Source organism: Rhizobium sp. Root482 (assembly GCF_001426565.1).
Classification (GTDB): Bacteria; Pseudomonadota; Alphaproteobacteria; order Rhizobiales; family Rhizobiaceae; genus Pararhizobium.
Genome location: NZ_LMFA01000020.1, coordinates 134205 through 154061, shown reverse-complemented (window position 1 = coordinate 154061; position 19857 = coordinate 134205). Strand labels below are relative to the sequence as shown.

Here is a 19857-nt window from a genome sequence, read left to right as displayed (position 1 = left end):
CATAGCGGATGTCAGAGAATCTCGATCCGCTCGGGATGGACGATCTCGACCCGGCTTTCTGCTTTCAGCCCGGAGGTCGCCGCACTGAAATTGCGGATATGCGGCGTGTGGAAATGCGCCTCCAGCGCCTCGCGGCTTTCCCATGTCTCGACGAAGACCAGCGTGTCCGGCGCGCCGGGCTTCTGGTAGAGGTCGTAGCTGATGCAGCCCTGTTCCTTGCGGGTCTCGGCAATCAGGGTCTTGCTGAGGGAGACGATATCCCTCCCCTTGCCCGGCTGGGCTTGCGTATGGGCGATAACGTGGATCATTGAACCTCCGGTCTTTTCTGGGACACGGCAATCTAGCGATAAAAAAACCCGACGCCAGATCGAAACGACCGGCGCCGGGCTTGATTAATCAGGGCATGTCTTAGGATCAGGCCGCCATCTTCTCCGAGCGCAGGGCGCCAAGGATATTCTGCGGCGAAGACACGCCATAGGGATCGCTGTCGGCGTTGTCGCAATAGCCTTCCTCTTCGAACCACTGCTCGACGACGCCATTGTTGACGATCGCCGCATAGCGCCACGAGCGCATGCCGAATCCGAGATTGTCCTTCGAGACGAGCATGCCCATCTTGCGGGTGAACTCGCCGGAACCGTCCGGAATGAGCTTGACCTTGTCGAGATTCTGCGATTTCCCCCAGGCATTCATCACGAAGGCATCATTGACCGAGATGCAGTAGATCGTGTCGATGCCTTCGGCCTTGAAGTCGTCTGCGAGCTTCTCGAAATCGGGCAGTTGGAAGGTCGAGCACGTGGGCGTGAAGGCTCCGGGAAGCGAAAACAGTACGGCACGCTTGCCGGCAAAATAGTCCTCGGAAGACACATCCTGCCAACGGAACGGATTGGTACCTTCGATAGCCTCGTCGCGAACGCGCGTGCGGAAGATGACGGACGGCACTTTTCTGCCAATGATCATGATCGGTCTCCTGGAATGTAAATCGCGGGCGGTCAGTGGGAAAGCCAAGGCACCCAGCGTGACCTGCTTCCTACAATAAATCCTGCCGCAATGCAGCAAGAACGACCGGAAAAAGGCGCGATGCATGGCAGATATGCAGCCGCTGCAAGCCGGCCCGTCAGCCAATGAGCTTGAACAAGGTCGCCAGGACCATCATGGGGCGAAGCGGACCCGGCACCCGGTTCACACGGCTTTTACAGCGACATTCGAGCCGATCTGGTCTCCGCTCCGGTCTAGGCGCGACAACTGGCGCTGCACCACCAGCGCATCCACATAACGGCGCTCGGCGTCGAAAGGATGCCATTCCCAGCCGGCATGGCCGAAGCCGGCAAGGACGATACGGTCCTCCGGTTGCCGCCAGTGAGCCAGAACCTCCGCGATGATGATAAGACCGCTGCTGGGCACCACATAGGGGTCTGGATCATGCGCCCTCAACCCAGTGTCCACATGGTCATGGATGGAAGCTGGAACGGCATGGAAAGCCCGGCCGGTCGCCTTCGCGAAAGCCCGGAAGCCCGAACTATAGTCGTCGCAGAGATCATCGAGATCGGGATGGCTATGTGCCAATTGCGATCGCAAGCTCTCGAACTTCGCCGCTGACCGAACGCACCAGATGGCGCTTGCCTGGCGCACCGCAGCGCTGTTCTTCCAGTTGCCGCCGCCCAACATCGACAGAGCCGGACGTCCGGTATTGCAGACCGCGACGATATCGGTCCTGCTCCCCCCAGCGCCACGGGAACGGCAATCGTTGAACCGGATCACAAGATCGGCGGCATCGATGATCGCGGCGGCGCCTGCAGCCACCGACCCGTTTCCGACGATCATGATCGTTCGGCCCACCGTCGGCCGGCTCACCTTCCAGTGGTCCATCTTCAACCGATCCATGTCAGTTCCCAAGGTTCTCGACTGTGGCCTTCAGTTCCTCGGTCCGTTTTGCGGTCAGTTCGGCAAGGCAGCCCGAGACCAGCATCGGCTCCATCGATCCACCGCGCGCGGCAAAACCGGCAAGCGCGCATTGACCGTCGCGATAGGGGATCCAGGCGCGCTGTGCCTTCTTCAATGCATCGACGGCGCCAACGGCTTTCTCGTCATATTCCCCGATCTGCCTGTCGGTTTCCTGCGCTGCGGCCAGGGCTTTGCGATAGGCCGCGTTCAGGGCTCCATCAGCCGCCTGGTAATCCCGATAGGCACAGATGTTGAGATCGGACTGGGTCGTGGCATTGGCGCAATCAACCACCGGCTCCTCCTGCGCCAAAGCGGGCAGCGCCATGGCAGCGAGGATGACATTTGAGAAAACAATCGTCCTGATCATGATTATCCTGTCTTTCGTAAATGCCGTTCACGCCTATCCTATACGGCGAGACGGCCGACATACATCCTCCCGGACAGGCGCCGGCCTTGCCTCGTGGATGATGACCCTTTCGAGCGCGCCGATCAATGCCTCCTCGATAGCCTTGACGGCACAACGCAGAACGAAAAAGGCCCGGCGTTTCGCCAGGCCTTCCTGTTTTTACCATGCCCGTGCGGGCAAAGGATTATTCGTTCTCGGCGTAGGTGTACTTGCCGTCGTCACCCTTCTTCCAGGTGTACATGACGTAGTCCGGGCGGGTGATGTCGCCCTTTTCATCGAAGCCGAGTTCGCCGATGGCCGTCTGGAACGGGCCCTTCGCCTTGAGAGCTTCTGCGACGGCCTGCGGATCGTTGCCGCCGGCAGCCTTGGCAGCCTGAGCGATGACCTGGAGGGCAGCGTAGGAGTAGAGCGTGTAGGCTTCCGGTTCGAAGCCGGCAGCACGGAACTTCTCGACCAGTTCCTTTGCGGCTTCGTTCTTGCGCGGATCCGGAGCAAACGTCATCAGCGTACCATCGACGGCGTCGCCGGCGATCGAAGCCAGTTCGTTGGAAACGATACCGTCGCCCGACATGAAGGTTGCCTTCAGGCCCTGGTCGGCAGCCTGGCGTTCCATCAGGCCGAACTCGGTGTGCAGACCACCCCAGTAGACGACGGAAACGCCGGCTTCCTTCATCTTGGCGATGAGAGCGGAGAAGTCCTTGTCGCCGATGTTGACGCCTTCATAGACCGCCTCGGTGATACCGGCTTCGTTCATTGCCTTCTTGGTTTCGTCGGCAAGGCCCTGGCCATACGGGGTCTTGTCGTGAATGACGGCAACCTTGGCATCCTTGAAGTTGGCAGCAATGAAGGCACCGGCCACGGCGCCCTGCTGGTCGTCACGGCCGCAGGTACGGAAGGTGTTCCACAGGCCGCGTTCCGTGTAGGTCGGGTTGGTGGAAGCCGGCGAAACCTGCAGGATGCCGTTTTCGGCATAGATTTCCGAAGTCGGGATGGAGACGCCCGAGTTGAAGTGGCCGACCACGAACTTCACGCCGTCAGCAACGAACTTGTTGGCGACCGAAACGCCCTGCTTCGGATCGGATACGTCATCGCCGAGCACGACCTTGACCTGCTCGCCATTGATGCCGCCGGCAGCATTGATGTCCGCTGCAGCCTGCTCGACACCCTTCTGGATCTGCGCGCCGAATGCGGCGTTCGGGCCGGTGATCGGGCCACCGACGCCAATCAGGATATCGGCCCAGGCGCTGCCGCTGAAAGCGACCATTGCAGCCAAAGCGACAGCCGACATGAGAGACTTCTTCATATTGTAACTCCCAGATTTAAGAGCGGGTTGGTTTTTAACCGGTCGCAACACCCGCATTCATTGCGCCGATATCGTTTTGCCACGGCCGGACCTGGCCGCGGTGTTCCCTCTGCTTATTTGGACTTCCAGGAAAAAGGCGAGACCTTTTCATAGAGCCAGTAGTAGTTGTTGGTCATCTGCCTTGTACGGTAGTAGCGGAAGCCGAGCGTAGCAAACAACAAAAGCGCCAGCGTGTCCACGGCATAGTACTGAACCGTCAGCAGCGTGCCGCCAAAGAGCGCATGATGGATGAAACGGATGGCCGCGCCCAGCAACAGCACGTAGACGACAAGCGTCCCGTAATTCTGCCAGTTCTCCGCAACGCTCTTGCCCGTGCGCCAGGCAGTCCAGCCCCCCATGACGACGGTGATGAAGAGGAACTGCCAGACCGACGGCTCTTCGTAGAGAATTCCCTGCATATTCTTGACTCCCCAGAACGCTCTAGTGGCGCCCGCCTTCCAGATAGGCCGCACGCACTTCCGGATTGGCCAGAAGCTCCCTGCCCGAACCGCTCATCGTTACCTGGCCATTGACCATCACATAGGCACGGTCGGAGAGCTTGAGAGCAGCGAAGGCATTCTGCTCGACGAGGAACACGGTAAGCCCCTGCTCCCGGTTCAAAACCTTGATGGCATCAAAGATGCCCTTGACGATCAATGGCGCAAGTCCGAGCGACGGTTCGTCGAGAAGCAGGAGTTTCGGGCGGGCCATCAGCGCGCGGCCAATGGATAGCATCTGCTGTTCGCCGCCCGAAAGCGTGCCGCCGCGCTGGGTCTGGCGCTCCTTGAGGCGCGGGAAGAGCGTGTAGATCTTCTCCACGTCCTCGTTGAAATACTTCAGATTGTCGAGGCTCGCGCCCATCTGCAGATTTTCGTAAACCGTCATGCGCGGAAAAATGCGGCGTCCTTCCGGCGACTGGGCGATACGGCGACGCGCGATCATGTGCATCGGCAGGCGCGTAATATCTTCGCCGTCGAAGGTGACGGTGCCGGCGCGGGCCTGCGGACTGCCGCAGATCGTCATCATCAGGGTCGATTTACCGGCGCCATTCGCGCCGATGAGGCTGACGATCTCGCCCTTCTTTACCTCGACATCGACGCCGGAAAGCGCGCGGATGTTGCCGTAATAGGTTTCCACGCCCTTAACGCTGAGAAGCGTATCACTCATCAGTGCTTACCTCCCTGCGTCTCTTCGATCTCTTCGATTTCCTCGATCACCTCTTCGACCTCATCATCTTCGACGCCGAGATAGGCCGCGATAACCTTCGGATCGTTCTTTACATAGTCCGGCGTTCCGTCGGAAATCTTCTGCCCGTATTCGAGCACCACAACGTGGTCGGAGATTTCCATGACGACCGACATGTCGTGCTCGATGAGCAGGATCGACGTGCCGCTATCCTTGCGGATGGAGCGCAGGAGTTCATTGAGCGCGAGCGATTCGCGCGGGTTGAGGCCGGCCGCCGGCTCGTCGAGGCAGAGGAATTCTGGCCCGGTGCACATGGCACGGGCGATTTCGAGACGTCGTTGCGCGCCGTAAGGCAGGTCGCCCGCCGGGTCGTCGGCGCGCTCGATGAGGTGCGCCTTTTCCAGCCAGTATTTCGCGATCTCGACGGATTCGCCCGAGGCTTTTTTATAGGCGGGAAAGCCGAGCAGACCGAGGAAGGTGTAGCCGGAAGCCTTCATCAGCATATTGTGCTGGGCAACCAGCAGGTTTTCCAGAACGGTGAGGCCCGAAAACAGGCGAATATTCTGGAAGGTACGTGCCACCTTCGCATCGCGGGTGATCTCGAAATCGGCCATCCGCTCGAGAAGGAAGCTCTTGCCCTCCTTCTGGCGCATGGTGATCATGCCCATGGTCGGCTTGTAGAAGCCCGTTACGCAGTTGAACACCGTGGTCTTGCCCGCGCCGTTCGGACCGATAAGGGCGGTGATATCGCCGCGCTGCGCTTCGAAGGAGAAGTCGTTGATAGCCATCAGGCCGCCGAAGCGCATCGAGAGATGCTCGACTTTCAGAATTGGATCATTTGTCATCGTGTTCGTCCCGGGCGTCATCAACCGTGCCCTTCCGTGGTGAAGGTGCCGGAGACCGCCTTGCGCTCCTTTAGGAAGGCCGTCGGTTCACGGCTCCCAACGAAACCGCGCGGCTTCCAGACCATGACGATAACCATCGCCAGGCCGAATATCAGCATGCGGTAGAGTTCCGGCGTGAACTCGGGGCCAAAAATCTGCTTGAGGAACTGCATCTCGCGCAGGAGTTCCGTGCCACCGATCATGACCACGGCGGCAATGGCGATGCCGACGAGCGAGCCCATGCCGCCAAGAACGACGATGGCGAGGATGATCGCCGATTCCAGGAAGACGAAGCTCTCCGGCGAGACGAAGCCCTGCCGTACCGCGAAGAAGGAGCCGGCGAAACCGCCGAACATGGCACCGGTGGCAAAGGCCGTCAGCTTGGTCGTTACCGTGTTGATACCGAGCGAGCGGCAGGCGATCTCGTCCTCGCGCAGCGCTTCCCAGGCGCGACCGATCGGCATGCGGCGCAGGCGGATCGTCACATAGGCGGTGAGCAGCGCCAGCGCCAGGATGAGATAGAAGAGAAAGATCTTGTAATAGGCAGACGACATCGCCAAGCCGAAGACCTTGGGGAAATAGTTGGCCGCGCCGACATCGAAGGACCAGATGCCGAAGACGGACGCCTTCGGAATACCGGAGACGCCGAAGGTGCCGCGCGTCACCTCCGTCCAGTTGATGAGGACGAGACGGATGATCTCACCGAAGGCGAGCGTCACGATGGCGAGATAGTCGCCCTTCAGGCGCAGCACCGGGAAACCGAGGATGATCCCCCAGAACGCAGCGAGGATGCCGGAAAGCGGCAGGAGAACCCAAAAAGACAGGCCGAACTGTTGCGAGAGCAGCGCGTAGGAATAGGCGCCGACCGCGTAGAAGGCGACATAGCCGAGATCGAGCAGGCCGGCGAGGCCGACCACGATGTTCAGGCCCCAGGCCAGCATTACATAGATGAGGATCTGGATGCCGAAATTATCGACCCATTTCAGCGAACCCTGCACGCCGAAGAGCATGACCATCAGCGGCGGGTAGACGAGCAGCGCCGCGATGGCGATTTTGCTGAAATTACGCTTGAAGAAGCTTTCTTCCGCCTCGGCCGGAGCCTTCGACGTGGCCGCAGCCTTGCGGGCAGCCATCCAGGGGCGAATATAGGCGACCGACAGGAAGCGGCCGACGGCGGCGACGATCACGAAGACAGCAAGAAGGCCCCAGCGCTGGTTCAGCACCAGCTCGTTACGGATATTCTGCGTGGTCTCGAGACCGACGAAGAGGACGAAGAGGCCGAGCGCGACCAGAGCGGCGAAAAAGCCCTCGCGCAGAGCCCGCGCCGTCAGGTTCCTGCCGGCGCTCTCATGAGTGTTCGAAATATTGGACATATGGATCAAACCTTCTCGACTTCCGGTCGCCCGAGGATGCCGGACGGCTTGAAGATCAGGACGATGGCGAGGATGGAGAACGTCGCGACGTCCTTGTAGTCGATGCTGAAATAGGCAGACCACAGGCTCTCGATGAGGCCGATGAGAAGGCCGCCGAGGACAGCGCCGGGAAGCGAGCCGATGCCGCCCAGGACCGCGGCCGTAAAGGCCTTGACGCCCGGAATGAAGCCATCGGTGAAGACGGTCACGCCATAATACATCAGGTACATGGTGCCGGCGACGGCGGCGAGCGAGGCGCCCATGATGAAGGTCACGGAAACCGTCCGGTCGACATCGATGCCGAGCAGCGCCGCCATCTTGCGATCCTGTTCGGTGGCGCGCTGGGCTCTGCCGAGCGAGGTCTTGTTGACGATATACCAGAAGGTCGTCAGCAGAATGATCGTGAGCACCATGATGATGATCTGCTTCAGCGAGATCGAGATGCCGAAGACATTGTAGACCGACGAGACCATCGGGGGAATTGGCTTGTTGCGCGGTCCCTGCGTCACCTGGATGAAGTTGGACAGGGCGATCGACATGCCGATAGCGGTGATCAGCGGGGCCAGGCGGAACGAACCGCGCAGCGGCCGGTAGGCCATCTTCTCGATCGTCCAGTTCCACAGCGAGGCCACCAGCATCGCTACGATCATCATGATCACCAGCAGAATGACGACCGGAAGGCCGACGAACACGCTGGTTAGGATGAGGAAGGTGATGAGAGCAGCAAATCCGCCGAGCATGAAGATATCGCCATGGGCGAAGTTGATCATGCCGATGATGCCGTAGACCATGGTATAGCCAATGGCTATCAGACCGTAGATCGATCCAAGCGTCAGCCCGTTAACGAGCTGCTGGACGAAATATTCCATATACATCCCCCGGATATGGTCCACTTTGGCCATATCTCTTGTTTTTGTGCCCTTTTTGGACATCCCTCTAATGATGCGGATTCCATACCGCTTTCGAAGGAAAAGTGAAGCCTAAAATTACGGTATGGGCAAATTCTTTCGTTTTGCGGTTAAAACCGGCGCGTCAGGATTGAAAATGCGGAAAACAGCGAGCGTCCTGGATGTTTTTCGCTTCTTTTCAGCTGAAACCGACCGTTGTATCGGGAAATGAAAAAGGCGGGTAGCAACCGCCGCTTGGCTCCTGAATGCGTGGCGCAGGCTTGAAAAGGATCGCCGGCCGGTCTTTGCAGCCCCGAAGCCGCGCCCGTGGCCAAGCGCGGCTCGAATGCGACAAAAAACCCAGTGCCAAATGCAGCACAGTGCCGATAATTTGACGAATCGATCTTGAAAAGACCGCCGGGGAATGCGGATGTAGCGTCCCTGGCCAGACGGAGGTACTCTCCTGTCCGGTCGGAGTGAACGCATGGCCGAATACGGCAGAGAGGCACGGGGAGCAGCATGCTCGACATTCTGGAAGAGGCGGCGGTGGCTGCGGGGAAGGCCATCCTCGACATCTATCATGCCGGGCCGGAAGTCAGCTATAAGCCGGACTGTTCGCCGGTCACCGATGCCGACGAGAATGCCGAAAAGATCATCCTCGACCGACTGACCTCAGCCTTTCCCGAAATTCCGATTGTCGCCGAGGAAGCCGTTTCAGCCGGCCACGTGCCCGACATCAGCGGGCAGCGCTTCTTCCTGGTCGATCCGCTCGACGGCACGAAGGAATTCGTCGGCCGCAACCATGATTTCACGGTCAATATCGCCCTCATCGAAAAAGGCGAACCCGTTGCCGGCGTGGTCTATGCGCCGGCACTCGGCATTCTCTACGCGGCAACCCGCAGCAAGGCGAAGAAATCCGTGATTTCCGGCCAGCGCGACATCGGCCCGGAGACGGTGATCGGCTGCCGCAGCCGCGGCGATCGGCTGGTGGCTCTTGCGAGCCGTTCCCACAACAGCCTCGAAACCATCGCCTATCTCGCCGAACACGGCATCACCGACTATGAAGCGGTCGGCTCGTCGCTGAAATTCTGCCTGCTCGCCGAAGGGCTTGCCGATATCTATCCGCGCCTCAGCCGGACGATGGAATGGGACACCGCCGCCGGTGACGCCGTTCTACGGGCCGCGGGAGGCGAGACGGTGACAATGGACGGCAATCCCCTCACCTATGGCAAGCGCAATCAGATTTTCGACATCGACTTCGCCAATCCGCACTTCGTCTCGCGCGGCAAGAATTAGGATCGCACGGACGACGCGGCGCTGGCGCCGGATCTGTCGTCGGCGGGCGGGCACGATTCACGCCGATCATCATTCAAAAACAATGGGCAACCGGCCTATCGTCCCCTGCTGGCCGCGCCCGGCTACCCTTCTTCTTAACCGAAGGAGCCCTGCCGATGAGCGAAACCACCACGAATCTCGAACTGCCCTATATCCTGCCCTCGCAGGCCCAGAAGCATGTCACCCATAATGAAGCCCTGCAGCGTCTCGATGCCTTGACGCAGCTGACGATCATCGCCTCGCTCTCGACGCCTCCCTCCGATCCGCAGGAAGGAAGCTGTTTCGACATTGCAGCCTCGCCGACCGGCGCCTGGGCGGGCAAGGCAGGCCGGCTCGCCTTCCGGCAGGATGGCGACTGGATCTTCATCGCACCGAGGCAGGGATGGCGCGGCTGGTTCCTCGCCGAGGACAGGCTGAAGCTTTATGACGGCAGCGCCTGGGCGGACTATGACGCGATCGGTACGCCGGCCCGGATCGGCATCAATGCCAGCGCCGATGACATCAACAGGCTTGCCGTCGCCGCCGATGCCACACTTCTCACCCATGACGGAAACGGCCATCAGCTGAAAATCAACAAGGCGTCGCCAGTCGATACGGCGAGCCTCGTGTTCCAGTCCGGCTGGTCCGGGCGGGCGGAAATGGGCCTTGCCAGCACGGACGATTTCTCGGTGAAGGTCAGTCCGGACGGGTCCGCCTGGACCGAGGCGCTCGGCATCACCGGACAGGGACAGGTGCGGATGCCGCAACGCCCGCTGGTGCGCACCACGCGCGGCGGCGGCCTCGTGACACCGGCTTCCGGCTCACAGACCGGCTTTTCGACATTGAACGTAGTTCAGGGTGGCTTCGCTCTCGGCGCATCTGTCGCAGGTGGCGGCAGCCGGCTGGTCGTGCCCGTCACGGCGCCCTATCTCGTCTGCCTCGCCGTCGAGGCCAATCCGGCCGGTGCCTTTTCCGTGGCGGTCAAGGTCAACGGCACGACGACGATCACCAGCATCAAGGACAACGACCCGGCATCCACCTCTTACGGCAATTGCGCCATGGGCCTGGCGCTTCTCAACGCCGGAGACTGGATCGTGCTGGAACATACAGGCACAACCGCGCTCGATTTCGGCTATGACAGGACCGAGCTGACAGTGCTGATGCTATAGGCGCCGGACTGTTTCATATCTCAACCGTGCCGATGGACGACAGCAGGCTGCCGACCGAGCTTTCATTGAAGGGCTTGGTGATGCGGGGAATATCGCGCAACTCGGCGGGAAAGTTCGAGTTTTCGCCGTAGCCGCTGACGAAACCGAAGGGCATTTTGCGCTCGACGAGCAGGGTGGCGAAAGAAAAGCTCGTCTCCGAGCCGAGATTGACGTCGAGAAACACGAAATCGAAGGCCCCGGTCTCGATCAGGCTGCCGGCTTGCGAAAGATTGGTGGCGATCTCGACATGTTCCACGCCGAGTGACCGCAGAATGTCCTCGGCTTCCATCGCTATGATGAAATTGTCTTCGAGCACCAGTACGCGCTTGATCGCAAGTGGTAAATCGGTGAGCGTCACTGATTGTATTCCTGTCTGCATATGCCTGTTACCAGCGAGTCCGCCTTTGATTCGACAAATATGACAAGAACGTGGTCGCGGCATTTAACTAAGACACATGACACGGCGAGGTTCAGATGAAGGGGCGGGTTTTTTCGCTATATCCTTCCCAACCCGACATCTGCATGAGCCCTTCGTCGTCGAGAATATCGCAACCGCGGTCGGCCCAGCGAATGAGCCTGCGCTCGCTGAGCTTCTTCAGCGTCTTGTTGGTATGGACAATGGACAGCCCGAGCGTATCGGCCACATGCTGCTGGGTGATCGGGATGGAAACGCGTTCGCCCTTGAAAAGATTGGTGGCCTTGGCGCGCTGATAAAGGAACGCCAGCAGATAGGCCGCCCGTTCCAGGGCCGAGCGACGCCCGATGCTCAGCAGGTTTTCATCGAGAATCCGCTCTTCCTGCGCCGCGATCCAGGTGAGATCATAGGCGAGGCTCGGATAATTGCGGTAGAGAGTTCCAAGCTTTTCCCGCTCGAAAACGCACAGCGTGACCGGCGACAGCGCTTCGACGGAATGCTGCATCTCGCCCATCAACGTACCCTGCAGCCCGATCAGGTCTCCCGGCATGACATAGTTCAGGATCTGCCGGCGGCCGTCGTCCAGCATCTTGTAGCGAAAACCCCAGCCGGAAAGCACGGTGAAAAGATGGGGGCTGTGCGATCCCTCGAGGAGAATAGTTGTGCCCGCATCGACAGCGAGTTCGCCAGTTTTGAAATTTGAAACGAAATTCAGCTCTTCCGCGGTGAACTCGCGGAAATGTTCGAGCCCCCTCAGCGGACATTGCTCGCAGGGCGTCTGCTTGCTGTTTCGGACTTTCAGTGCGGCCATGCATTTTCCCCGGCGGTGATGTTCTGGATAGGAAACCAGCGCCCCGATGACAACTGCAATTTGAAACCCGAAGGTTTTCGGGCCGTGACGCACAAAGGCGCGGTGGACATATCCGGTTTGCGCGCCTAGCCTTGCGGGCCTGATCATAACCGTAAAAGCGGGACGCACCAGCAATGAACCATCCAGCCTTCGCCAGCAACCATGTGGCCGTCGTGACCGGAGCGGCATCCGGGATCGGACTTGCCGCTGCCAAACGGTTTGCCGGTCTCGGAATGACGGTTGTACTTGCCGATCTGCCCGGCGAACGGCTCGATGACGCGGCGCGCCAGACGGCGGCCGTTTCCCCGCATGGTCCCGCCAGCGGGATTGCAATTCCCACCGATGTCGCGGATGCCGGTTCAATTGAAGCACTGGAAAGAGAAACGACCTCCCGCTTTGGGCCGGTGCATGTGCTGATGAACAATGCCGGCGTTCAGCCAGGCAGTTCCCTGTTCGGTCCATCGGCGAATTGGGAAAAGGTGCTCGCCGTCAATCTCTGGGGCGTGATCAATGGCAGCCGGATTTTCGCGCCCGCGATGGCGGCGCATGGACAGGCCGGCCTGATCATCAATACCGGCTCCAAGCAGGGCATCACCACGCCGCCGGGCGATCCCGCCTATAATGTCTCGAAGGCCGGGGTAAAGGTCTTCACCGAGGCGCTCGCGCATGAGCTGCGCAACACCGCCGGCTGCAAGATCACCGCGCACCTGCTGATCCCAGGCTATGTCCATACCGCCTTGACGGCGAATGGCCGAACGGAAAAGCCGGACGCCGCCTGGACGCCCCAGGAAACCGTCGATTTCATGATGCAGAGCCTCGAGGGCGGCGATTTCTACATTCTCTGCCCGGACAATGATGTCGATCGCCCGACCGACGAGAAGCGGATTGCCTGGTCGGCCGGCGACATCATCGAAAATCGCCCGCCCCTGTCGCGCTGGCATCCCGATCATGCCGATGCGTTCAAGGCCTTCCTGGCCGATGCCCCTCCCCGCCGATAATCCGCCGGTACCGACCCGCCACCTGTGCGGCCGTGAGCATTGTATGTTCCCGTCTGGGCTGGCGCGCGGCGGCGTAAACTGCTTTTCTCCCGCCAGATCAACAGGTTTCATGAGATGACAAGCGGCATTCACCACATTACCCTGATCACCCGCAAGGTGCAGGCCAATGTCGATTTCTACGCCGGCTTTCTCGGCCTGCGGCTCGTCAAGCGCACGGCCGGCTTCGAGGATGCGGCGCAGCTTCACCTGTTCTATGGCGATGCCACCGGTTCACCGGGGTCGCTCATATCCTTCCTGGTCTGGGAGGACGGCGCGCCGGGCCGTGTCGGGCATGGACAACCCAGCGAAGTCGCCTTTGCCATCGCGCCAGAAAGCATCGGTTACTGGTTGACACGCGCCCTGCGCCACAATGTAGCCACAAGCGGCCCAACCCAGGAATTCGGCGAACCGGTGTTGCGCCTGAAGGATCCGGACGGGGTGATCGTCAAGCTTGTGGGTACGCAGGCGGTTGCCACCCCGACCATTCACGCCGCCACCGATATTCCGGCGGAGGACGCGATCCTTCGCCTGCGCGGCGCGACCGTGCTCACGGCAAAACCCGAGGGCACCGCTGCCTTCGTTTCCCGGCATTTCGGCTATAGCGAAACAGCCGCCACCGACACGATCCGACGGCTGACCTCGCAATCGGGCGACATCATCGATATTCGCGACGCCGGCGGCTTCTGGACGGCGGCACCCGGCACGGGAACCATCGACCACATCGCCTTTCGGGCCGTCGATGAAGATGCCGTGAATGCGGTGCGCATGCGGCTGGAGGCCGAGGATGTTGGCGCGGTACCAGTCCATGACCGCACCTATTTCTATTCCCTCTATGTGCGCGAACCCGGCGGCACCCTGTTCGAACTGGCAACCGATGGCCCCGGCATGAGCATTGACGAGAGCGCCGAGGCGCTTGGAACGAAACTCTTCGTCCCTGAACATTTTGGCGGCAAGGATAAGGTCGATACCGTGATCCTCCCGCAATTTTCGCTTCCCGACGAGGAGCGCCTGCCCATGCGCGACCTGCCTTTCGTCCATCGCTTCACGCAGGCGGAAAATCCCGACGGCCGCACGCTGGTCCTGTTGCACGGGACCGGCGGCAATGAGACCAGCCTGCTGCCGCTCGGTCGGCAGATCGCGCCGCGCGCCGACCTGCTCAGCCTGCGCGGCCGCAGCGTCGAAGAGGGCTATCCGAGGTTCTTCCGGCGCATCACCAATGTCACCTTCGATCAGCCCGATCTGGTTTCGGAGGCAGAGGCCTTCGCCGCCTTCGTCGAGGGCGCGGTCGCCGGCTACGGCATCGACCTGCGGGACACCGTCTTCGTCGGTTATTCGAACGGTGCCAACATGCTTGGCGCCGTCCTGCTTCTGCATCCGGGCCTGATCAGGACCGCGGTGCTCCTGCGTCCTATGAACGTGCTCGAAGACATTCCGAAAGCCGATCTCAGCGGGACGCGGATACTGATGACCACAGGCGCGCAGGATCCCTACGCGCCCTATACGCCCGATCTGGAAAAGAACCTGCTCAACAGCCATGCCGAGGTCGAGAACACGCTGGTCAATGCCGGTCACGATCTCAGCCCGCAGGACGTGTCCATCGCCAGAGCATGGCTGGCGGGATTGGCCGACCGGGATTGAAGCCTAGCGTTTTTTGACGGTCTCGACATAGGCGGCGAAAGCCTCGACGAAGGCCTTGAGCCGCGCCTTGGCGTCCTCGTCTATGAGGTTGCCTTCCTTGTCGAAAAGCGTGCCGGCCTTCGGCAGCATCAGCCGCTTTCCCGACCAGAGATCGGCACTGAGCGTGCGCAGGACCGGAAGCCAGGCGTTCTGGCTGAGCAAGGTGCCGAACGGCCCCGGCGAGGTTCCGGCAAGCGCGAACGCACGCCCCGAAAACACGTTCGGCGCGCCGGTCATCGAGGAACTGACCCAATCGATGGCGTTCTTGAAAACTCCCGGGATGGAATTGTTATATTCCGGAGTGAACAGGATCACCCCGTCGGCATCGGCGATCTGGTCCTTCAGCACCTGCACAGCCTCCGGCACGCCTTCCCGTTCCACATCGGCATTGTAGAGCGGAATGCCTTCTATCGTCCCCAAGGAAAAGCGCACGCCCACCGGCGCCAGCGGCAGTGCCGCATGCAGAAGCGCCTTGTTGAACGAGGCCTTACGCAGGCTTCCGGAAATACCGATCAGTTTCGTCATGCGAGAGGTCCTTTTTTCTTGCCGCAACACCGTTGCGAAACAGGAAAATAGAGTGCGCCAAAGATGACAAAGCCGGGAGATAGTCTCCCGGCTTTGTATGCGTTTCAGACCAGCGGCTTCAGCCGTGCCTCGATCTCGACGCGCCTGTGCTCCAGGAACGGCGGCAGCGACAGGCTCTCGCCGAGCGTTTCCAACGGCTCGTCGACGGCAAAGCCGGGGCCATCGGTGGCGATCTCGAACAGGATGCCGTTCGGCTCGCGGAAATAGAGCGAGCGGAAGTAGAAACGCTCGACCTCGCCGCTCGACGGCAGCCGGAAGCCCTGCAGCCGCTCGGTCCATGCGTGCAGGGCCGCCTCGTCCGGTGCGCGGAATGCCACATGGTGGACGGCGCCAGCACCCTGCCGGGCCGCCGGCAGTCCCGACTGGACGGCAACATGCAATTCCGCAGCCGGCCCACCTTCGCCCATCTGGAAGACGTGAACCTCGCCATTGCCGTCGGGCGAGGCATAGCGGCGGACGGCCGTCATGTTCATCACCCTGGTCAGCACCAGTTCGGTATTGGTGATGTCGGGCACGCTCAGGACGATCGGGCCGAGGCCTTTTATCTGTTGCTCAGCCGGTACCGGGCTCCCGTCCCAGGGATGGGAGGGTGCCAGGCCGCCGTCGTCGATCAGCCGGAATCGCTGGCCTTCGCCATCCTCGAAATCGAAAGAAGCGCGCCCGTCGATCTCGACCACATCGCCGGCATCGACCTTCAAGCCGTCGAACCGCGCCTTCCACCAGACGAGACTGTCTCGCCCTGCGACGCGAAGTCCGGTGCGCGAGACGCTATGGGTGCCACGACCTTCGCGGCCGACAGGCCAGTCGAAGAAGGTCAGGTCCGTGCCGGGCGTCGCCTGCCCGTCGGCATAGAACAGATGATAGGCCGTCGTGTCGTCCTGATTGACGGTCTTCTTGACCAGCCGCATGCCGAGCACCTGCGTGTAGAAATGCAGGTTCTCCTTGGCATTCGCGGTGATGGCCGTGAGGTGGTGAATTCCGGTGAGTTGCAAGTCCATGACTGCCTCCTTTTATCTATGAGGCCAATATCGGTGATCGAAGCCGTTTCATAAAGTGTTCCGATCCAGACAGAATGTCTACAGATCGTGAACGATCCTCCGGCACGTCGCGAATGCCCGGTGCAATCGCTTCAGGCGTGCCGCTTCAGGTCGTCGAGATAGGTATTTTCGGTCTTGGAGACATGGAACTCGGCGGGATCGAGCGCGACAATCATCAGCGCCTCGCCATGTGATGCGGCGCCTGCAAGAAGCGTCCCGTCGGGTGCCGCGATGCGCGACGAACCGGCGAACGTGTAGCGCTCGTCCGAGCCGCAATGATTGATATAAGCAACGAAGACCTGGTTCTCGAAGGCGCGGGTCTGAATCATATGCTCGGCAATGAAACTGCCGGAATAGCCGGCCGGCAGCGCCGTCGGCACCAACACGACATCGGCACCTGCCAGCGCCAACCGCCGGACATTCTCCGGGAACTCGACATCGTAGCAGATCAGCATGCCACAGGTGACGCCGCGATGATCGAACAATACCGTGCTCGGTGCAGCAAGGCTGAACAAGGACCGCTCGTAGTCGCCATAAAGATGGGATTTGCGGTAAATGGCGGGCTCCGCCGTGCCGTCCACATAAACAGCGCTGTTGAAGACCGCTTGCCTGGCCTGCTCGGCAAAGCCGGCGATGATCGCGATGCCGATCCTTGCCGAGATCGCCTGCAGTTCCCTGACGAGATGCCCGTCGGCGGCCTCGGCAAGATCGCGGATGATATCACCGGCGCCATAGCCCGTCAGGCAAAGCTCCGGCGTGACCAGCAGGCTCGCCCCCTTGGCGGCGGCGTCCACGGCGGCCTGTTCGATCCGGGCGAGATTGGCGGCGACATCGCCGCCTTCGGATTTCATCTGCAGGGCGGCAATCGTGATCATGTGTCGTCCGATGACATGGCGCCGAGCAGCTTCGGCAGATCGCCGAACCGCGCGACAAGGGAAAAGATGACAGCTGCGGTGGCGACGAACAGGATCGTCACCGAGGCCATGGTCGGCGTATAACCGTAGCGCAGCGCGTTGAAGATCTTGATCGGCAGGGTTTCCATGGTGAAGCCGACCGTCATATAGGCAACGATATATTCGTTGAGCGACAGGACGAAGGCAAAGGCATAGCCGGAAACGATATAGGGCAAAATCAGCGGCAAAACGACGGTGCGGAAAATCGTCCGGTCGTCAGCGCCCATGGTGGCGGCCGCCTCCACCAGCGAGCGGTCGATCGCCGTGAAGCCGAGCGACAGCGTCACCAATGGCAAGGTCACGAAGAAGATCGCATGGCTCACCACCGCCGTCCAGGGCTGGCCATAGAAGCCGGTGGTTGCCCAGAAGGTGAGGAGCCCGAGCGCGGTAATCACCGGCGGCAGCGTGAACGGTGCGATGCCGAGGATCTGGAAGATATTCGCCCAAGGCGCGATGCGCCGCCAGAGAAACCAGGCCAGTGGCAGCGCGATCGCCACCGCCAGCGCTGCGGATGCAAGCGCCAGTGTCAGCGAAGCGAAGAGTGCGCTGCGCCACTCCGGATTGAGGAAGATTTCGCCATACCAGGAGAGCGAAAAGCCCTTCGGCGGAAAGGCGAGCGTCTGTTTTTCGTTCACCGAAACGCCGGCGACGACGATCATCGGCAGGGCCAGGAACAGGCCGATCAGGACGAAATAGATCTTGCTCAACGCCCTGGTCATGCGGCCTCTCCCTTGCGTCCGGCCAGGATCGTCAGCCCCACGAGACCGAGCGTCACCAGCACCAGGAAGACCGCCATGGCCGCCGCGAACGGCATGTTGGACTGGTAGATCGCCTGGTCGGTGATCAGCACTGACAGCGTCCAATGCTGCGGCCGGCCGAGAAGCTGCGGCAGAAGATAGGAGCCGAGCGCAAAGATGAACACCATGATCAGCGTGGCCGTGATTGTATTGCGCAGCGCCGGCACGACGACGGTGAAGAAGGCTTTTATCGGCGAAGCACCGAGCGTTCGGGCCGCTTCCGTCAGCGTCGGGTCAAGCCGGACCAGCGCCGGATAGAGCACCAGCACCGTATAGGGAAAGGCCTGGTAGACCATGCCGGTGAGGACGGCGCCAAAACTCGGCAACAGCGCCTTCGCCTCGCTCATGATCCCGGCCATGACGAGAAGGTTGGTGATGCCGGCGGTGCGCGAAAACAGGGTCGACCAGGCAAAGCCGATGATGACTTCAGAGAGCGACAGGACGGACAGGAGCGCCACCAGCCAGACGATCTGCACCTTTCGCGCCATGCGGGTGAGAAGATAGGTGAAGGGAACGGCAAGCAGGACGCAGCAGATGGCAACCGCAACCGCAAGCATCAGCGAGAAGCCGAGCACATTGGCAAAGAACAGACTGAGAAACCGCTGGTAGTTCGAAAACTCGAAGGCCGGCACGTAGAAGCCGCCCTGCTGGCGCTGGAAGAACGAGACGGCGATCATCGTCGCGAAGGGAATGACGAAGAAGACGATGAGCATCGTCGCCGGGAAGAACAGCGGAGCATAGTCGCCAAACCGTTGCGGTGCTTCTCGTCTCATTTGGCAAGCACCACGCAGACATCGGGCTGCAACACCACGCCGACCGGCTGGCCGACCGTGACCTGCGGGCGGGCGCGCGGCGTCGAGACGGCGACGATCCGCTGGCCGGACATATCGACGAAGGTCTCGATCGTGCCGCCGAGATCGCGCACGAAGGTCACCGTTCCCGACAGCGCGCCGTCGCCGGGTGCCGTCAGATGCACGTCTTCCGGCCGAACCGAAAGCGTCGCTGTTTTCATGCCGGAGCCGAGCGAAATGCCGGGGACGGCCTGGCCGAGCACGCTGACGCGGCCGGCACTGTCGGCCTCGGCGGCGATCAGGTTGGTGGAGCCGATGAAATCGGCGACGAAGCTGTCGGCCGGGCGCCGGTAGATTTCGATCGGCGGCGCCGCCTGGCGGATTTCGCCGCCTTTCATGACGATCACCGTATCGGCCATGGTCATCGCCTCGCGCTGGTCATGGGTCACGACGATGGTGGTGATGCCGAGCTTCTGCTGCAATTGCCGCAGTTCCACCTGCATGGCCTCGCGCAATTGCGCATCGAGCGCCGACAGCGGCTCGTCGAGAAGGAAGAGTTTTGGTGATATCGCCAGGGCGCGGGCGATCGCCACGCGCTGGCGCTGGCCGCCGGAAAGCTTGGCCACCGGCCGGTCGGCGTAGCCGCCCAGATGCACCATGGCCAGAAGATCCGCGACGCGCTTGACCTGGTCCTCTTTCGCGGCGCCACGAATGCGCAAAGGATAGGCGATATTCTCGCCCACCGTCAGATGCGGAAACAGAGCCAGCGACTGGAAGACCATGCCGAGATTGCGCTTGTGGGTGGGAACCTGGGTAATGTCCTCGCCATCGAGGCTGATCGTGCCGGCACTCGGCAGTTCGAGCCCGGCGATCATCCGCAAAAGCGTGGTCTTGCCGCAGCCGGAAGGCCCCAGCATGCACACGAATGTGCCGTGCGGCACCGTCAGGGCAACATTGTTGACCGCGGTAAAAGTCCCGAATTCCTTCGTGACATTGTTGAGGGCCAGGCCTGACATTCGTGTTCCATTCAGTTTCAATATGCAGACAAAATGCCCCTCACCCTAACCCTCTCCCCGCACGCGGGGAGAGGGGATTACAGAGTTTGCGGCACGGTCCTTCTCCCCGCAAGCGGGGAG

At 61.0% G+C, this 19857-nt stretch carries 22 protein-coding genes; 4 read left to right on the top strand and 18 right to left on the bottom strand.

Translation table 11 applies throughout. The features are described from left to right. Positions 1–11: 11 nt before the first annotated feature. From ASD31_RS12945 to ASD31_RS12900, 10 genes are all read right to left on the bottom strand, one after another. Positions 12–308: a putative quinol monooxygenase gene (locus ASD31_RS12945; protein ID WP_056334034.1), complete on the bottom strand. Its 297-nt coding sequence runs from the start codon at positions 306–308 to the stop codon at positions 12–14. Positions 309–414: 106 nt separating this feature from the next. Beyond that, positions 415–954, bottom strand: coding sequence for a peroxiredoxin (locus ASD31_RS12940; protein ID WP_056334696.1), 540 nt, complete (start codon positions 952–954; stop codon positions 415–417). Between the two features lie 225 nt (positions 955–1179). Continuing rightward, entirely contained in the window at positions 1180–1881 is a 702-nt protein-coding gene (locus ASD31_RS12935; RefSeq protein WP_244483843.1) for a Urease operon accessory protein, read from the bottom strand. A gap of 1 nt (position 1882) precedes the next feature. Further along, a complete protein-coding gene (locus ASD31_RS12930; protein WP_413813817.1) occupies positions 1883–2305 on the bottom strand; it encodes a lysozyme inhibitor LprI family protein in 423 nt (140 codons plus the stop codon). Between the two features lie 226 nt (positions 2306–2531). Continuing rightward, the gene (locus tag ASD31_RS12925) at positions 2532–3650 is read right to left on the bottom strand and encodes a branched-chain amino acid ABC transporter substrate-binding protein (RefSeq protein WP_056334028.1); all 1119 of its coding nucleotides are present in this window, start codon (positions 3648–3650) and stop codon (positions 2532–2534) included. Between the two features lie 113 nt (positions 3651–3763). Continuing rightward, positions 3764–4108 (bottom strand): DUF6867 family protein, encoded by a 345-nt coding sequence (locus ASD31_RS12920; protein WP_056334025.1) that lies wholly within the window; start codon positions 4106–4108, stop codon positions 3764–3766. 22 nt (positions 4109–4130) lie between these two features. Continuing rightward, entirely contained in the window at positions 4131–4856 is a 726-nt protein-coding gene (locus tag ASD31_RS12915; protein ID WP_056334022.1) for an ABC transporter ATP-binding protein, read from the bottom strand. Further along, the gene (locus ASD31_RS12910; protein ID WP_056334020.1) at positions 4856–5740 is read right to left on the bottom strand and encodes an ABC transporter ATP-binding protein; all 885 of its coding nucleotides are present in this window, start codon (positions 5738–5740) and stop codon (positions 4856–4858) included. The genes ASD31_RS12915 and ASD31_RS12910 overlap by 1 nt, the downstream gene beginning before the upstream one ends. Continuing rightward, on the bottom strand, positions 5740–7131 hold the full coding sequence (livM, locus tag ASD31_RS12905) for a high-affinity branched-chain amino acid ABC transporter permease LivM (protein WP_056334692.1): 1392 nt from the start codon (positions 7129–7131) through the stop codon (positions 5740–5742). Before livM ends, ASD31_RS12910 begins: the two co-directional genes overlap by 1 nt. Before the next feature lie 5 nt (positions 7132–7136). Beyond that, positions 7137–8039, bottom strand: a complete 903-nt coding sequence (locus tag ASD31_RS12900; RefSeq protein ID WP_056334690.1) for a branched-chain amino acid ABC transporter permease — start codon at positions 8037–8039, stop codon at positions 7137–7139. Between the two features lie 537 nt (positions 8040–8576). Between ASD31_RS12900 and cysQ the strand changes: the two genes are divergently transcribed. Continuing rightward, a complete protein-coding gene (gene cysQ, locus ASD31_RS12895; RefSeq protein WP_056334017.1) occupies positions 8577–9353 on the top strand; it encodes a 3'(2'),5'-bisphosphate nucleotidase CysQ in 777 nt (258 codons plus the stop codon). 155 nt (positions 9354–9508) lie between these two features. Then, on the top strand, positions 9509–10540 hold the full coding sequence (locus tag ASD31_RS12890; protein WP_056334014.1) for a DUF2793 domain-containing protein: 1032 nt from the start codon (positions 9509–9511) through the stop codon (positions 10538–10540). A gap of 13 nt (positions 10541–10553) precedes the next feature. On the opposite strand, the gene ASD31_RS12885 is transcribed toward ASD31_RS12890, so the two are convergent. Together ASD31_RS12885 and ASD31_RS12880 are read right to left on the bottom strand one after the other, a co-directional pair. Next, the gene (locus tag ASD31_RS12885) at positions 10554–10937 is read right to left on the bottom strand and encodes a response regulator (protein ID WP_056334010.1); all 384 of its coding nucleotides are present in this window, start codon (positions 10935–10937) and stop codon (positions 10554–10556) included. 112 nt (positions 10938–11049) lie between these two features. Continuing rightward, on the bottom strand, positions 11050–11805 hold the full coding sequence (locus ASD31_RS12880) for a Crp/Fnr family transcriptional regulator (RefSeq protein ID WP_056334007.1): 756 nt from the start codon (positions 11803–11805) through the stop codon (positions 11050–11052). A 173-nt stretch (positions 11806–11978) separates the two neighbouring features. Here ASD31_RS12880 and ASD31_RS12875 point away from each other — a divergent pair, with 173 nt between their 5' ends. Continuing rightward, positions 11979–12842, top strand: coding sequence for an SDR family NAD(P)-dependent oxidoreductase (locus ASD31_RS12875; RefSeq protein WP_056334004.1), 864 nt, complete (start codon positions 11979–11981; stop codon positions 12840–12842). A gap of 114 nt (positions 12843–12956) precedes the next feature. Then, positions 12957–14519, top strand: coding sequence for a VOC family protein (locus tag ASD31_RS12870; RefSeq protein WP_056334687.1), 1563 nt, complete (start codon positions 12957–12959; stop codon positions 14517–14519). Between the two features lie 3 nt (positions 14520–14522). On the opposite strand, the gene ASD31_RS12865 is transcribed toward ASD31_RS12870, so the two are convergent. From ASD31_RS12865 to ASD31_RS12840, 6 genes are all read right to left on the bottom strand, one after another. Further along, positions 14523–15083: an NADPH-dependent FMN reductase gene (locus ASD31_RS12865; RefSeq protein ID WP_056334002.1), complete on the bottom strand. Its 561-nt coding sequence runs from the start codon at positions 15081–15083 to the stop codon at positions 14523–14525. A 104-nt stretch (positions 15084–15187) separates the two neighbouring features. Further along, positions 15188–16141: a ring-cleaving dioxygenase gene (locus tag ASD31_RS12860; protein WP_056333999.1), complete on the bottom strand. Its 954-nt coding sequence runs from the start codon at positions 16139–16141 to the stop codon at positions 15188–15190. Positions 16142–16272: 131 nt separating this feature from the next. Continuing rightward, positions 16273–17055, bottom strand: a complete 783-nt coding sequence (locus tag ASD31_RS12855; RefSeq protein WP_056333996.1) for a carbon-nitrogen hydrolase family protein — start codon at positions 17053–17055, stop codon at positions 16273–16275. Then, the gene (locus tag ASD31_RS12850; protein WP_056333993.1) at positions 17052–17852 is read right to left on the bottom strand and encodes an ABC transporter permease; all 801 of its coding nucleotides are present in this window, start codon (positions 17850–17852) and stop codon (positions 17052–17054) included. The genes ASD31_RS12855 and ASD31_RS12850 overlap by 4 nt, the downstream gene beginning before the upstream one ends. Beyond that, positions 17849–18703: an ABC transporter permease gene (locus ASD31_RS12845; protein WP_056333990.1), complete on the bottom strand. Its 855-nt coding sequence runs from the start codon at positions 18701–18703 to the stop codon at positions 17849–17851. The genes ASD31_RS12850 and ASD31_RS12845 overlap by 4 nt, the downstream gene beginning before the upstream one ends. Beyond that, positions 18700–19737: an ABC transporter ATP-binding protein gene (locus ASD31_RS12840; RefSeq protein ID WP_056333988.1), complete on the bottom strand. Its 1038-nt coding sequence runs from the start codon at positions 19735–19737 to the stop codon at positions 18700–18702. The genes ASD31_RS12845 and ASD31_RS12840 overlap by 4 nt, the downstream gene beginning before the upstream one ends. Positions 19738–19857 lie beyond the last annotated feature (120 nt).

Bases quoted from the DNA above. Each gene is read 5' to 3' on its own strand.
- ASD31_RS12910 (WP_056334020.1), bottom strand. From the start codon at position 5,740: ATGACGCCCGGGACGAACACGATGACAAATGATCCAATTCTGAAAGTC.
- livM (WP_056334692.1), bottom strand. From the start codon at position 7,131: ATGTCCAATATTTCGAACACTCATGAGAGCGCCGGCAGGAACCTGACG.
- ASD31_RS12880 (WP_056334007.1), bottom strand. From the start codon at position 11,805: ATGGCCGCACTGAAAGTCCGAAACAGCAAGCAGACGCCCTGCGAGCAA.
- ASD31_RS12925 (WP_056334028.1), bottom strand. From the start codon at position 3,650: ATGAAGAAGTCTCTCATGTCGGCTGTCGCTTTGGCTGCAATGGTCGCT.
- ASD31_RS12915 (WP_056334022.1), bottom strand. From the start codon at position 4,856: ATGAGTGATACGCTTCTCAGCGTTAAGGGCGTGGAAACCTATTACGGC.
- ASD31_RS12865 (WP_056334002.1), bottom strand. From the start codon at position 15,083: ATGACGAAACTGATCGGTATTTCCGGAAGCCTGCGTAAGGCCTCGTTC.
- ASD31_RS12890 (WP_056334014.1), top strand. From the start codon at position 9,509: ATGAGCGAAACCACCACGAATCTCGAACTGCCCTATATCCTGCCCTCG.
- ASD31_RS12840 (WP_056333988.1), bottom strand. From the start codon at position 19,737: ATGTCAGGCCTGGCCCTCAACAATGTCACGAAGGAATTCGGGACTTTT.
- ASD31_RS12920 (WP_056334025.1), bottom strand. From the start codon at position 4,108: ATGCAGGGAATTCTCTACGAAGAGCCGTCGGTCTGGCAGTTCCTCTTC.
- ASD31_RS12850 (WP_056333993.1), bottom strand. From the start codon at position 17,852: ATGACCAGGGCGTTGAGCAAGATCTATTTCGTCCTGATCGGCCTGTTC.
- ASD31_RS12945 (WP_056334034.1), bottom strand. From the start codon at position 308: ATGATCCACGTTATCGCCCATACGCAAGCCCAGCCGGGCAAGGGGAGG.
- ASD31_RS12860 (WP_056333999.1), bottom strand. From the start codon at position 16,141: ATGGACTTGCAACTCACCGGAATTCACCACCTCACGGCCATCACCGCG.
- cysQ (WP_056334017.1), top strand. From the start codon at position 8,577: ATGCTCGACATTCTGGAAGAGGCGGCGGTGGCTGCGGGGAAGGCCATC.
- ASD31_RS12845 (WP_056333990.1), bottom strand. From the start codon at position 18,703: ATGAGACGAGAAGCACCGCAACGGTTTGGCGACTATGCTCCGCTGTTC.
- ASD31_RS12870 (WP_056334687.1), top strand. From the start codon at position 12,957: ATGACAAGCGGCATTCACCACATTACCCTGATCACCCGCAAGGTGCAG.
- ASD31_RS12875 (WP_056334004.1), top strand. From the start codon at position 11,979: ATGAACCATCCAGCCTTCGCCAGCAACCATGTGGCCGTCGTGACCGGA.
- ASD31_RS12900 (WP_056334690.1), bottom strand. From the start codon at position 8,039: ATGGAATATTTCGTCCAGCAGCTCGTTAACGGGCTGACGCTTGGATCG.
- ASD31_RS12855 (WP_056333996.1), bottom strand. From the start codon at position 17,055: ATGATCACGATTGCCGCCCTGCAGATGAAATCCGAAGGCGGCGATGTC.
- ASD31_RS12935 (WP_244483843.1), bottom strand. From the start codon at position 1,881: ATGGATCGGTTGAAGATGGACCACTGGAAGGTGAGCCGGCCGACGGTG.